The sequence below is a fragment of the Pseudomonas sp. LBUM1647 genome, assembly GCF_059716175.1.
Genome location: NZ_CP166809.1, coordinates 1,259,525 through 1,272,909 on the forward strand (window position 1 = coordinate 1,259,525; position 13,385 = coordinate 1,272,909).

Annotated in this window: 11 protein-coding genes and 1 pseudogene; 7 read left to right on the forward strand and 5 right to left on the reverse strand. The window is 58.6% G+C overall.

Annotated elements, in window-relative coordinates:
* Window positions 1–546: 546 nt before the first annotated feature.
* Window positions 547–1,965, forward strand: a complete 1,419-nt coding sequence (locus ACA059_RS05595; protein WP_497633038.1) for an amino acid permease — start codon at window positions 547–549, stop codon at window positions 1,963–1,965.
* Window positions 1,966–2,215: 250 nt separating this feature from the next.
* Here ACA059_RS05595 and ACA059_RS05600 read toward each other — a convergent pair whose 3' ends face one another.
* Entirely contained in the window at window positions 2,216–3,340 is a 1,125-nt protein-coding gene (locus ACA059_RS05600) for an OpgC family protein (RefSeq protein ID WP_497633039.1), read from the reverse strand.
* A gap of 240 nt (window positions 3,341–3,580) precedes the next feature.
* Between ACA059_RS05600 and ACA059_RS05605 the strand changes: the two genes are divergently transcribed.
* The 4 genes from ACA059_RS05605 (at window position 3,581) to ACA059_RS05620 (ending at window position 6,926) form a co-directional block, all read left to right on the forward strand.
* Window positions 3,581–3,955, forward strand: a complete 375-nt coding sequence (locus tag ACA059_RS05605) for a GtrA family protein (protein ID WP_033057427.1) — start codon at window positions 3,581–3,583, stop codon at window positions 3,953–3,955.
* A complete protein-coding gene (locus ACA059_RS05610) occupies window positions 3,952–4,893 on the forward strand; it encodes a glycosyltransferase family 2 protein (RefSeq protein ID WP_497633040.1) in 942 nt (313 codons plus the stop codon). The genes ACA059_RS05605 and ACA059_RS05610 overlap by 4 nt, the downstream gene beginning before the upstream one ends.
* A 1-nt stretch (window position 4,894) precedes the next feature.
* Window positions 4,895–6,403: a glucosyltransferase domain-containing protein gene (locus ACA059_RS05615; protein ID WP_497633041.1), complete on the forward strand. Its 1,509-nt coding sequence runs from the start codon at window positions 4,895–4,897 to the stop codon at window positions 6,401–6,403.
* A 148-nt stretch (window positions 6,404–6,551) separates the two neighbouring features.
* Window positions 6,552–6,926, forward strand: coding sequence for a GtrA family protein (locus ACA059_RS05620; RefSeq protein WP_497633043.1), 375 nt, complete (start codon window positions 6,552–6,554; stop codon window positions 6,924–6,926).
* 160 nt (window positions 6,927–7,086) lie between these two features.
* Here ACA059_RS05620 and ACA059_RS05625 read toward each other — a convergent pair whose 3' ends face one another.
* Both ACA059_RS05625 and ACA059_RS05630 read right to left on the reverse strand, forming a co-directional pair.
* Complete coding sequence (locus ACA059_RS05625) at window positions 7,087–8,706, reverse strand: FMN-binding glutamate synthase family protein (protein WP_497633044.1); 1,620 nt, start codon at window positions 8,704–8,706, stop codon at window positions 7,087–7,089.
* Between the two features lie 118 nt (window positions 8,707–8,824).
* The gene (locus ACA059_RS05630) at window positions 8,825–9,625 is read right to left on the reverse strand and encodes a helix-turn-helix transcriptional regulator (RefSeq protein ID WP_497633045.1); all 801 of its coding nucleotides are present in this window, start codon (window positions 9,623–9,625) and stop codon (window positions 8,825–8,827) included.
* Between the two features lie 127 nt (window positions 9,626–9,752).
* Here ACA059_RS05630 and ACA059_RS05635 point away from each other — a divergent pair, with 127 nt between their 5' ends.
* Window positions 9,753–10,574 carry a carbon-nitrogen hydrolase family protein gene (locus ACA059_RS05635; protein WP_497633047.1) on the forward strand — a complete coding sequence of 274 codons (822 nt, stop codon included), beginning with the start codon at window positions 9,753–9,755 and terminating at the stop codon, window positions 10,572–10,574.
* 241 nt (window positions 10,575–10,815) lie between these two features.
* A complete protein-coding gene (locus tag ACA059_RS05640; RefSeq protein ID WP_497633048.1) occupies window positions 10,816–12,141 on the forward strand; it encodes an APC family permease in 1,326 nt (441 codons plus the stop codon).
* A gap of 123 nt (window positions 12,142–12,264) precedes the next feature.
* On the opposite strand, the gene ACA059_RS05645 is transcribed toward ACA059_RS05640, so the two are convergent.
* The gene (locus ACA059_RS05645) at window positions 12,265–12,933 is read right to left on the reverse strand and encodes an ATP-binding protein (RefSeq protein WP_497634628.1); all 669 of its coding nucleotides are present in this window, start codon (window positions 12,931–12,933) and stop codon (window positions 12,265–12,267) included.
* 57 nt (window positions 12,934–12,990) lie between these two features.
* A pseudogene (locus ACA059_RS05650) lies at window positions 12,991–13,077 on the reverse strand (hypothetical protein); the annotation flags it as partial.
* Window positions 13,078–13,385: the final 308 nt, after the last annotated feature.

Sequence of the window (13,385 nt, forward strand, 5' to 3'; positions counted from 1 at the left end):
GGGAGCTGCAACAGCTGAGAGAAAATTCTGATTCTTGCGAAGAATTTGGCGATGAGGGGCTTTTGTGGCGAGGGGATTTATCCCCGTTGGGTTGCGCAGCAGCCCTAAAGGCTTACGACTGCTGCGCAGCCGAACGGGGATAAATCCCCTCGCCACAAAAGCTCATACATCGCAGTGGAGATGGGGTCTGAAATGGCTGAGTTAGATACGTCGAGCGATAAATAAGGCCTGGATAGGGGCATGACGATGCACCATTACCGTGCAATACTCCGCGCCGTTTCATTGGCGAATAATCCTACGTAATGCAGGTAATGCCCCTCCGTAAACCCGGCTTTTCCCGAGAGTTCTCGCTGAATGTTGTGGTTTATAGAGTGAAAAACCCTGTAGGAAGCTTTTTATACTGCACGCCCCGCTGATCTTGCAGGTTTTGTCCTACAAGACGGGTTTGCCCACGAAGCAGGCCCGGTTTCAGAAAAGCATTGGCTTACCGGTCAGCGCTTCGACACTCGGTGGTCATATCCAATAACAAGACGAGGTTGTACCCCTATGCCAGGCAATCACCTGCCCAATGGCGAGACCGCTCAAGGCGGCCCGCTCAAACGCGAACTCGGCGAACGGCATATTCGCTTGATGGCGCTCGGTGCCTGTATCGGCGTCGGTCTGTTCCTCGGTTCGGCCAAGGCCATCGAGATGGCTGGCCCGGCAATCATGCTGTCCTACATCATCGGCGGTCTGGCGATCCTGGTGATTATGCGCGCCCTCGGCGAGATGGCGGTGCACAACCCGGTCGCCGGCTCCTTCAGCCGTTATGCTCAAGACTACCTCGGCCCCTTGGCGGGCTTCCTGACCGGCTGGAATTACTGGTTCCTGTGGCTGGTGACCTGCGTTGCGGAAATCACCGCGGTGGCGGTGTACATGGGCGTCTGGTTCCCCGATGTGCCGCGCTGGATCTGGGCACTCGCTGCGTTGATCAGCATGGGCTCGATCAACTTGATCGCGGTGAAAGCCTTCGGTGAGTTCGAGTTCTGGTTCGCCCTGATCAAGATCGTCACCATCATTGCGATGGTGATCGGCGGTATCGGCGTGATCGCGTTCGGCTTCGGCAACGACGGCGTGGCGCTGGGGATTTCCAATCTCTGGGCGCACGGCGGCTTCATGCCCAACGGCGTGCAAGGCGTGTTGATGTCCCTGCAAATGGTGATGTTCGCCTACCTCGGTGTCGAGATGATCGGCCTGACCGCCGGTGAAGCGAAGAACCCGCAGAAGACCATTCCCAATGCGATCGGCTCGGTGTTCTGGCGGATTCTGCTGTTCTACGTCGGCGCACTGTTCGTGATCCTGTCGATCTACCCGTGGAACGAAATCGGCACCCAGGGCAGCCCGTTCGTGATGACCTTCGAGCGACTGGGCATCAAGACCGCCGCCGGCATCATCAACTTCGTCGTGATCACCGCGGCACTGTCGTCCTGCAACGGCGGCATCTTCAGCACCGGGCGCATGCTGTACAGCCTGGCGCAGAATGGCCAGGCCCCGGCCGGTTTCGCCCAGACTTCGAGCAATGGCGTGCCCCGTCGCGCGTTGCTGTTGTCGATCTTCGTGCTGTTACTGGGTGTGCTGCTCAACTACATGGTCCCGGAGAAAGTCTTCGTCTGGGTGACGGCGATTGCCACCTTCGGCGCGATCTGGACCTGGGTGATGATCCTGCTGGCCCAGCTCAAGTTCCGCAAAGGCTTGAGCGCCAGCGAACGTGCCGGCCTGAAATACAAGATGTGGTTGTACCCGGTCAGCTCGTACCTGGCGCTGGCGTTTTTGGTGCTGGTGGTCGGCCTGATGGCGTACTTCCCGGACACTCGCGTGGCACTCTATGTGGGCCCGGCGTTCCTGGTCCTGCTGACGGTGTTGTTCTACGTGTTCAAGCTGCAACCGACCAATGTGTCGCAGGGTGCGGTGCGTTCGGCTTCGTAAGGCGTAACGCCTGAAATGAAAAAGCCCCGGTCCATTGGCCGGGGCTTTTTATTGGCTGGCAATCATGTGTCGAGCGAGCTTTTGTGGCGAGGGGATTTATCCCCGTTGGGTGGCGCAGCCGCCCCAAAACCAGCAGTCGCGATGTGTCAGGTATACCGAGTGCTATGGTTTTACGACTGCTGCGCAGCCGGACGGGGATAAATCCCTTCGCCACAAAATCCCTCTCACCACAATGGTAACTATGCCGATATCAAGCGGCGGCGACCTGAACCGGCCGATTCAGGCGTTTATTGAAATCCAGCCACGCCCCCAGCAACGCCATCACCCCGGCACCCACCAACGCTGTGAAAACCTGCATGGCAAACGCGTCGTCGGTCAGGGCGTTGAGCATGTCCGCCAAGGGCGCCAACAGCACGCCGAGGCAGAAAACTTCCAGTGAGTAGCGCCCCATGCGACAGCATTGCTGCGCCAGCCAGTTTTGCGTCCAGCCGTTGCCGGGCAAGAGCCTGGCGGTGACATAAGCCAGCGCCAGGAAGTGCAGCAGACGGACCGGCGACAGATCGGTCTTGCTGATCGGGTACAGCAGGTTGCTCAGGCTGGCTGGCATCACGGCATCGTGTATTTCCGGCCAGCGCCAGGAGACAGTAATCACGCCGGTCACCACCACGTACACCGCCGCGCTGACAAACAAGGGCTGGCGCAACAGCGGGCGAGCGTCGGGCAACCGTGGCCGCTGCCCGTGAATCGCCGCAAAGCCGCCGAGGATAAACAGCAGTTGCCAGGTGACGGGGTTGAAGTACCACACACCGTCCTTGATGGCCGCAAGGTTCCAACCAAACCGCGGTGCCAGCAAGTACACCGCCAATGACACCGCTACGACCGCCCACGGCTTTCGCACCAGCAACGGCAGGACCAGTGGCAATCCCGCCAGCAGCACGATGTACAGCGGCAGCGGGTCCATCAGGTTCGGCTTGAAGCGCAGCAGTAACTCATCCGTCAACGCTTGCTGGGGGTTGGTGATGAAGTGATGCAGGCCCATTTCCTCCACGAGATCGCGGGTTTCCACATGACTGTTGGCGAAGAACACGATGCCCATCAGCATGGCCAGCAGGAAAATATGGACCACGTAGAGCACCCAGGCGCGCCGCAGAATCTTCACGCAGGCGATCAGGTAACCATCGCGCGCAAGGATTTTGCCGTAGGCCAGAACGGCCGCGTAGCCGGCGAGAAACACGAAGATTTCTGCGGCATCGCTGAAACCGACATTGCGCAGGGTGATTTGGCCAAGGGGGTTGTGAGGCACGTGATCCCAAAAAATGAAGATCAGTGCCAGGCCGCGAAAAAAGTCGATTCGGTGATCGCGCTCAAACGTCATGACGGCGGGCTCGTGAACGGGTGTTGAGATAAGGAGTAGCCGAAGGCGCCAAAGGTTGCGCGCCGCATATCGGCGGCGCGCAGGGTGGCGTGATTCGCTGGTAATTGCAAAACCGGGATATTACGGGATGTCTCCTGGCGTCGAGGCAAGCCCTGACCGCTGGTCTGAAAGGCTGTCACACCTGTGATTTCTGACAGCAGTCAGGTTCAAAGTTTTATGACGTGAAACAGGAGGGTCACCATGAAACTTTTGTGGAAAGGATTTTCCAGCTACACGGTGGTCGGGGTCGCCAACACGCTGATCCACTGGCAAATCTTTTTCCTGCTGAGCGTGGGGGCCGGCTTCAGTCAGGCTGTCAGCAATCTGGCTGCCTTCTGCGTGGCCGCCTCGTTTTCCTTCTACATGAACGCGCTGTACACCTTCGACGCCAAGGCGTCAGTCGGCGGTTATCTTCTATTCTTGGGAGCCATGGGGGCGTTGAGTCTGGGCGTCGGCCATGCAGGCGACGTGTGGAGACTTCACGGCCTGCTGACGGTGGCTATCTTTTCGGCATTGAGCCTGGTGCTGGGCTTTCTGTTTTCCAAGTACGTGGTCTTTCGCGAGCGTAACGCATGAAAGTCTCGTTGATCGTTCCGGTATTCAATGAAGAACAGGCGATCAGCCTGTTTTATCAGTCAGTGCGTCGCGAGTTGAAGCTTGACCAGGCTGAGGTCGAAATCGTGTTCATCAACGATGGCAGTTCCGACCGGACGGCTGAGGAGGTCAAGGCCTTGGCGCAGGCCGATGAACAGGTCTTACTGATCAACTTCTCGCGCAACTTCGGCAAGGAACCGGCGTTGTTCGCCGGCCTGGAATATGCCACCGGCGATGCGGTGATTCCCATGGACGTGGATTTGCAGGACCCGATCAGCGTCATCCCGCGGTTGATTGGCGAATGGCAAAAAGGCGCGGATGTGGTGCTCGCCAAGCGCCGGGATCGCACCGCCGACAGTTACCTGAAACGCCACAGCGCGTCGCTGTTCTACCGTGTGCTGAACCGTATCGCTTACACCCGAATCGAAGAAAACGTCGGCGATTTTCGTCTGATGGACCGCAAGGTGGTCAACGTGATTCGCGCACTTCCGGAGCATCAGTTGTTCATGAAGGGCGTGCTGTCTTGGGCCGGGTTCACCACCGTGGTGGTGGAGTACGAGCGAGCCGAGCGAGTGGCGGGCACCAGCAAGTTCAATGGCTGGAAACTCTGGAACCTGGCGCTGGAAGGCGTGACCTCGTTCAGCACGGTGCCGTTGCGCTTATGGACTTACGTCGGTGGCGGTATTTCGATCTTCGCGGTGCTCTACGCGGTGTACATGGTGCTGGACAAGATTTTCTTCGGCAACAGCGTCCCCGGTTACCCGTCGTTGATGACCGCGATTCTGTTTCTCGGCGGCGTACAACTGATCGGCATCGGCATCCTCGGTGAGTACGTCGGCCGCATCTACATCGAAGCCAAACATCGGCCGCGCTATATCGTCAAAGACGTCGTCGGCGGCAAAGACCGGCTCGGGTTTTAGCATGGGCAGGTTCAGCGACTTTTTCAGCAAGGAACTCGGGCATCGGCAGGTCTGGCTGTTTTTTCTGTTGGCGACCTTTGTGTATGTGGTGCCGCTGATCCTTGCGGACTATCCGTATATCGATGACAACTGGCGATCGTTGTCGGCCGGTATGGCTTGGGCGGAGCAGGGGCGGTTGTTCACCGAGCTGTTCTACAACCTGCTGACCTTCAGCAATGCCGCGCCGAACATCTTTCCGCTGCCGCTGTTGATCGCCACACTGGCCATGGCTGCGGCGCTGACCAGCCTGACGTTTCATTACTACCCGCAACCGACGATTGCCTGCTGCCTGGTGGCGCTACCGCTCTGGTACAACCCGTTCTTTCTGCAAAACCTGTCTTATCAATACGACGGGCCCGCCATGGCGTTGAGTGTGGTGGCGGTCATCTATGCGATCACCTTTCGTCCCCCCTCGCGCATTCAGCAGTGGCTGGTGCCGTCCTTCCTGGTTGCCTTGGCGATAGGGCTGTATCAGGTGAGCTTCAATGTGTTTCTCGGGTTGTGTTGCCTGGAGGTACTCAGGGGCGCCAATGACAAACTGGCCTGGCCGCAATGGTGCGGGTTGATCGGCTGGAAAATCGCTCAGGCCTTCCTGGGCTGCCTGATTTACGCCGTCAGTGCTTATCCGTTCACTCAGCAGAATCGCACTCTGCTGCTGAACTGGACCGCGGCGCCGTTGCTGCAACTGCACGTCAACATCGCCAGAGTGCTGGAAAAAGTCGTGCTGCTGTTTCACGGCGGATTTGCCTGGGTGTTCGCCGGGTTGTTGCTGTGTGCCATTGCTGGTGCGGTTCGCCTGGGGCTCAACGTCGTGGCGCGTCAGGACAGCAAAGCGAACAAAATGCTGATCGGTCTCATCTGTGTGCTGGCAATACCGGTAGTGACCTTACTGGTGTCGGGGATGGCGCTGTTTTTCCGGGACTTCAATGAAGGCGCCAGGACCCTGATGGGCTTCGCGGTTCTGTTGGTGCTGTTGTTCTATTTGAGCCATCTGGCGCTGGCACGAATCCACGAGCGGTTGCCGTTGTTGTTGGTGGTTCCACTGCTGGCGATGCTGTCGATTTCGTATGCCTATGGGCGCGTGCTGACGGTGCAGAAAGCCTTCGCGTCCAGCGGGCTATTGAGTCTTGAACACGACATCACGTCGAATCGACAGCTGCGCGAGGCCAAGCGCATTTACCTGTCAGTGACCTATTCCGATCACTGGCTGCTGGGGGCGGCGGGCTCGTTCAAGCAGATGCCGGTGTTGCACTATCTGCTGAACATCGACTTCTTCATGCTGGCCGAAAACCTGCCGAAAGTGGGCATCACCAATGTCGTTGCGGAGAAGGAGCGACGTAACGCGACCCGGGTGGGTTATCAGGGTTATCCACCGGTTGTGGAGAACCTGTACTACCGGATTTATCTGCTCGGCGATTACGGTTTTATTGTCATGAAAGAGCCAGCGCCGATTAAGGCGCTTCGCTGGTGAAATTTAAAAGGCAGGGCTCGCGACGACATCGTCAGAATTACCGCTGGTCTGGAATGCTCGCCTACCTGTTATTTCTGCCAGTAGACCGCTACAGGGTTGTCACTTAGTTTGAAAGGCACCTGAAACAGGGGGATTGGCAGGAGCCAGCATGAAAGTTTTATGGAAAGGATTCTCTAGCTACCTGGTCATTGCCGTGGCCAATGCGCTGATCCATTGGCAGATCTTTTATGTGCTCACTGTTGCCGCCGAATTCAGTCAGGCCATCAGCAACCTAGTGTCGTTTTGCATCGCAGCCTCCTTTTCTTTCTATGTGAATGCTCTTTACACCTTTGAGAGCAAGGTAGCGGCGCTTGGGTATCTGTTGTTCCTCGGTTTCATGGGAGGCATGAGCTACGGCGTCGGTCGTATTGCCGATCTGTGGCAGGTGCATGGTTTGGTGACGGTGACGTCGTCTTGGCTGTTGTACCTGATTGGCGAGTTCTTTTTTTCCAGGTTTGTGGTGTTTCGTGGAGGTGAGTCATGAGGGCTTTCCGCCTATGATTCCAAAGTTCGGGCTGCTTCACTGGTGACGGCGGGCGTCAGAACGCATCCATCAGCACGACAATGCAATCCCTGACTTTCAGCATGGTGTTCTTCCTTGATGTAATGCCAACCTCCCGATGAGGCTGGCGTTCAAACGTTGTTTACGCAGCAGCCACCTCATTAGGCTCAAAACTATCCGCCCGCGCCATCTGCCACATCCGCGAGTAAAACTCGCCATTCACTTCACCGGTCAGTAACTCCCCCGGTTTCAAGAACACATGCAGTTGCGAGAACAGTTTGATCTCGGTCGCCGACATGCGCCGCACCAAATGCTTGGCCGACAATTGCGAAGGATGTTCCAACCCGGCAGCGGCGAGCATTTCGGCCAGGGCCTTGAGCGTGTTGCGGTGAAAGTTGAAGACGCGCTGGGCCTTGTCCGGAACCACCAGTGCGCGTTGGCGCAGGGTGTCCTGGGTGGCGACACCGGTCGGGCATTTGTTGGTGTGGCAGCTTTGCGACTGGATGCAGCCGATGGCGAACATGAAGCCGCGCGCCGAGTTGGCCCAGTCGGCACCGATGGCCAGGACGCTGGCAATGTCGAAGGCGCTGACGATCTTGCCGCTGGCGCCGAGTTTGATTTTGTCCCGCAGGTTCAGGCCGACCAGGGTGTTGTGTACGAACAACAGGCCTTCGCGCATCGGCACACCAATGTGGTCGGTGAATTCCACGGGCGCGGCGCCGGTGCCGCCTTCCTTGCCATCGACCACGATGAAGTCCGGGAGGATGCCGGTTTCCAGCATGGCCTTGGCGATGCCCATGAATTCCCACGGATGGCCCAGGCAGAACTTGAAGCCCACCGGTTTGCCGCCGGACAGTTCGCGCAGCTGCTGGATGAAGTGCATCAGTTCAATCGGCGTGGAAAACGCGCTGTGCCGCGACGGTGAGATGCAATCTTCGCCCATCAGGATGCCGCGGGTTTCGGCGATTTCCTTGGTGACTTTGTGCTTGGGCAGAATCCCGCCATGACCGGGCTTGGCGCCTTGGCTCATCTTGATTTCGATCATCCGCACTTGGGGCGTCTGCGCTTGTGCCGCGAAGCGTTCAGGGTCGAAGCGCCCGTCAGCGGTGCGACAGCCGAAGTAGCCGCTGCCGAGTTCCCAGGTCAGGTCGCCGCCGTTTTCCCGGTGATAGGCGCTGATGCTGCCTTCGCCGGTGTCGTGGGCGAAGTTGCCGAGTTTCGCCCCCTGGTTCAACGCGCGAATGGCGTTGGCGCTGAGGGAGCCGAAGCTCATGGCCGAGATGTTGAACACCGACGCCGAGTACGGCTGCGTGCACTGCGGGCCGCCGACCGTTACCCGGAAACTGCTCGGGTCGCTCAACGGCGCCGGGCGCATGGAGTGGCCGATGAATTCGAAACCCGACTGATACACATCGATCAACGTGCCGAACGGTTTGTCGGCGCTTTCGTTCTTGGCCCGTGAATAGACCAGCGAACGCTGGGCCCGGGAGAAGGGCAGGGCGTCGCTGTCGGACTCGAGCAGGTACTGGCGGATTTCCGGGCGAATACCCTCCACCAGATAGCGGATGTTGCCGAGGATCGGGTAGTTACGGCGCACGGCGTGGGGGCTTTGCAGCAGATCGAACAAGCCCACGAGGCTGAGAATGCCGGTGACGACGGTGATCGGCCAGAGCCAGTCGTGCTCCAGGAAGGGCAGGCTGGCGAGGGTAAACATCACACAGACGGCAAAGAAGGCGTAGCGGCTCAGGAGTGACAGGCTCATACGGTTTCCTTGGGTTCGGACTCGGTTTTAAAAGATCGCAGCCTGCGGCAGCGCCTACAGAATTGTGTATGGTCAGGCTTTTGTAGGAGCTGCCGAAGGCTGCGATCTTTTCATGCAATCAGGCGTTCTGTGCCTGGAGAAAAATCGAAAACAGCTCTGACTGGGATTTGATCCCCAGTTTGCTGTACATGTGTTTCTTATGGACTTTTACGGTTTCGACAGAGATTTCCAGCTTACGGGCGATTTCTTTACTGGAGCAACCGCTGAGCATCAAGCGCCCGACATCCAGCTCCCGGGCGGTCAATTGCGCGCCTTTCAGCTGCTGCACTGAAGCTTCCAGCTGCACGCGCCAGTCGGCTCGCGGCGGTGCTGGTGCGAGGGCCACGACTTCGTTGATTTCGTAGGGCAGGCGCTGGCGCAACAGGCCGAGCACCCAGGGCTGGATCAGCGACAGCAAGGCGATCTGCTGGCCGCTGAAACGCTGCTTGCTGCCCAGTGACAGGCACAGCGTACGGTCGCCTTCGAGTTGGCAATTGAACTGGATTTCATCGGCCACCACATTCAGACGAAAGTAGCGCTGGTAATACTCGGTCAGCTCGAAATGCTCCGGCGCCACTTCCGACAGGCGATAGAGCCCGGTGCGCGACTGCTCGCGACAGGCGATGTAGAACGGATCGAGCAAATACAAACCGCGCAGATAATCCTGGAACAACTGATCGGGGCTGCCGTCCGCGCCCGGGCATTCGGCGAACACTTGCGGGTGCTGATCGGCGCTGAAAAGCAGCGCCACCCAGCTGTCGAAGGTCACGTACTGATCCAGCAACCGTACCAGCTGCGTCCAGAAATTGGGCTTGTCCAGGGCGTCGATCAGTTGCCCGACCGAGCGGTGCCACGCGATGTCGTCTAACGAGAGAGTCATGCCTCTACCCCTATCGGGTTACCCCAGCGGCGTGATTCCCCGGCCGGTGGCTTGCTGCGCATACTGGCGCACAGACACCGACCGGGCAATCTTTCTGCCAGCCCGAGGTTAAGAACAAGGAATACCCATGAAAGTCGAACTCGCCCAGTTGGCGGGCCGTGACAACGACACGGCTTACAACCTCGAACACGCTCTGAAGGCGATGGCTGCCTGTGCTGCCGATACGCAGCTGATCGTGTTTCCCGAAACCCACCTGATGGGCTTCCCTTCCTTCGAGGCGTTGGCCGAAACCGCCGAACCGCTGGACGGTCCGACCGTCAGCGCGGTGCTGGCTGCGGCCCGTGAACGCAACATCGCCGTGGTGATCGGCATGGCCGAGAACGACAACGGCCGTTTCTACAACACCACGTTGCTGATCACCCCCGAAGGCATTGCACTGAAATACCGCAAGACGCACCTGTGGGCGTCGGATCGCGGGGTGTTCGAGGCCGGCGACCGTTACGCCACGTGTGAGTGGAACGGTGTGCGGGTCGGCCTGCTGATTTGCTACGACATCGAATTCCCGGAAACCGCCCGCGCCCTGGCGCAATTGGGGGCCGAACTGTTGATCGTCACCAACGGCAACATGGACCCTTACGGCCCGACTCACCGCACCGCGATCATGGCCCGCGCCCAGGAAAACCAGGCGTTTGCGCTGATGGTCAACCGGGTGGAAGAGGGCGATGGCGGGTTGGTGTTCGCGGGCGGCAGTGCGCTGGTGGATCCGCTGGGGACTTTGTTGTTCGAGGCCGGACGGGAGGAGGGGCAGTTTGCGGTTGAACTGGACCTGAATCAGCTGACGGCGGCGCGGCAGGATTATCGGTATCTGGATGATCAGCGGCTGCGGTTGCCGGGGGAGATTGTTGAGCATGCTTGTGGATTGCGGGAGCTGATGATTCCTAAAAACTGATCCGGATACTTTGTGGATTGAGCTGACCTCATCGCGAGCAAGCTCGCTCCCACAGGGGATCTTCAGCGGATACAAAATTCGTGAACGACAGAGAACAACTGTGGGAGCGAGCTTGCTCGCGATGAGGCCCTGACAGGCGACACATCTCTGTCGGCCAAAAAACCAGAACAACAACGAAACACCCGAAATTTAGCGCCGAACTCGGCTCTGCCATAAATCTAATAATTCGGAGTAGTCGCTCATGGCTCGTTTGCAACGCACCCTGTCATTGGGTTCGGTGGTGCTGTTCGGCATCGCCTACATGACGCCGATCATCGTGCTCGGCACCTTTGGCATCCTCGCTCAATCCACCGCCGGCATGGTCCCGGCCGCTTATCTGGCGGCGCTGGTGGCGATGTTTTTCACCGCCATGAGTTACGGCCGAATGGCCTCGGCGTTTCCCGTCGCTGGCTCGGCCTATAGCTATGTTCGCAAGGCGATCAGCCCGAAACTCGGTTTCATCGCCGGTTGGGCCGTGCTGCTCGACTACCTGTTCCTGCCGATGGCGATCTGGCTGATCGGCGCGGCCTACCTCAACTCCGCGTTCCCGGCCGTGCCGCAGTGGATCTGGGTGCTGGCGTTCATCGGTATCACCAGTGCGATCAACATCGTCGGCCTGAAACTGGCCAACGGCATCAACGCGTTACTGATGCTGCTGCAGTTCCTGGTGCTGATCGCCTTCGTTGCGTTGTGCGTTCATTACGTCGGTGGTGATGCGAGCACGCCGTTGTGGTCGGTCAAACCGTTCTTCAACGGTGACATGCAGATGCCGCTGATCATGAGCGGTGCAGCCATCGCCTGTTATTCATTCCTCGGGTTTGACGCGGTCAGCACCCTGACCGAAGAAACCCGCGACCCGCGCCGCACCATCCCGCGAGCGATCATGCTGATCACCCTGATCGGCGGGCTGATCTTCGTCGGTGTGTCGTACTTCGTGCAGATCGCGCATCCGTCGTTCCAGTTCGACAGCGTCGACTCGGCGGCCTATGAAATTGCCCGCAACATCGGGGGTGACCTGTTCGTGTCGATCTTCCTGATCGGCCTGATCGTCGGCCAGTTTGCGTCGGGGTTGTCGGCTCAGGCCAGCGGCTCGCGGCTGTTGTTCGCCATGGGCCGTGACGGCGTGCTGCCAAAATCGTTCTTCGGCACTTTGCATGAACGCTTTGGCACGCCGGTCAACAGCATCCTGTTGTGCGCCGTGGTCGCTTTGCTGGCACTGAAACTGGACGTCACCACCTCGACCTCGTTCATCAACTTCGGCGCGTTCCTGGCATTCAGTCTGGTGAACCTGTCAGTGATCTTTCACTACTGGATTGGCGGTGAGCACAAAGGGCTGCGTGAATTCGTGTTGTTCCTGCTGTTCCCGTTTATCGGTCTGGCGGCGGATTTGTGGCTGATGGTCAGCCTCGATCACCTGGCGATCTATCTGGGCCTGAGCTGGCTGGCGATTGGCGTGGTGTACCTGGCGGTGCTGACTGGCGGCTTCCGTCGCCAGCCACCGGAGATGGATTTCCAGGAAGCCACATAACCCCCGGACAATGCATAACCCTGTGGGAGCGAGCTTGCTCGCGATAGCGGTGAGTCAGCCAACATCTACGTTGGATGTGACTCCGCCATCGCGAGCAAGCTCGCTCCCACATTTGATTTGTGTTCAGCCTGCCAGTTTGGATTGGTGAATCGGTAACTGGACCCGAAACGTCGTGCCCACGCCAACTTCACTGCGCACCGTAATATCCCCCCGGTGTTTTTTCACGATGCCATAGGACAGGGACAACCCCAGTCCTGTCCCCTGGCCCACCGGTTTGGTGGTGAAGAACGGGTCGAAGATTTTTTGCAGGCAGTCCGGCGCAATGCCGGCGCCGGTGTCTGCGACCTCGATCCACACCGTTTCCGCTTCAAGCCCGGTGCGCAAGGTGATGGTGCCACGCTCCGGGCCGATGGCCTGAGAGGCGTTGACGATCAGGTTCATGATCACCTGATTGATTTGCGAAGGCAGGCATTCGATGTCGGGCAGGACCTGATATTCCTTGAGCACATCGGCCTTGTACTTGAGTTCGTTGGCGACAATGTTCAAGGTCGATTCGATGCCCTGTTGCAGATTGGCCCACTGCCATTCCTGATTGGAGTCCACCCGGGAGAAGTCCTTCAGGTCCTTGACGATCTGCCCGACCCGGTTGATGCCGTCCTTGGATTCCTTGATCAGTAGCGGAATGTCCTCGCGCAGGAACTCCAGCTCCACCCGTTCGCGCAGTTGGTGCAAACGCTCGATGAGCTCGCTGGAGCCGATCGCCTCTTCCGCATCCCGATAGGCGTCGAGCATTTCCTGCAATTGTTTGAAGTAGCCATCCAGGGTGCCGAGGTTGGAGGAAATGAAGCCGATGGGGTTGTTGATTTCATGGGCGACGCCGGCCGCGAGTTGCCCCAATGAGGCGAGTTTTTCCGATTGCACCAGTTGGGTTTCCAGCTGTTTGCGCTCGTCGATTTCCCGCTGCAACTCAACGCTGGCCTCTGTGAACTGACGGGTTCGGCGCTCGACCATTTGCCCTAAATGGTCCATCTGCACGCTGGCCCGTTCGGTCATGTCCCATTTGGTCAACAGGGTGTTGGCCATCTGCTGGACTTCAATGTTGTCGAACGGCTTTTTCAGAATCAGCAGCCGGTCATGCGCCTGCAATCGATCGAGCAGTTCATCCCAGGAATAGTCGGAATAGGCGGTGCACACCACCACTTGCAGGCGCGGGTCGGCCTGCCACAAATGTTCGATAGTCTGCG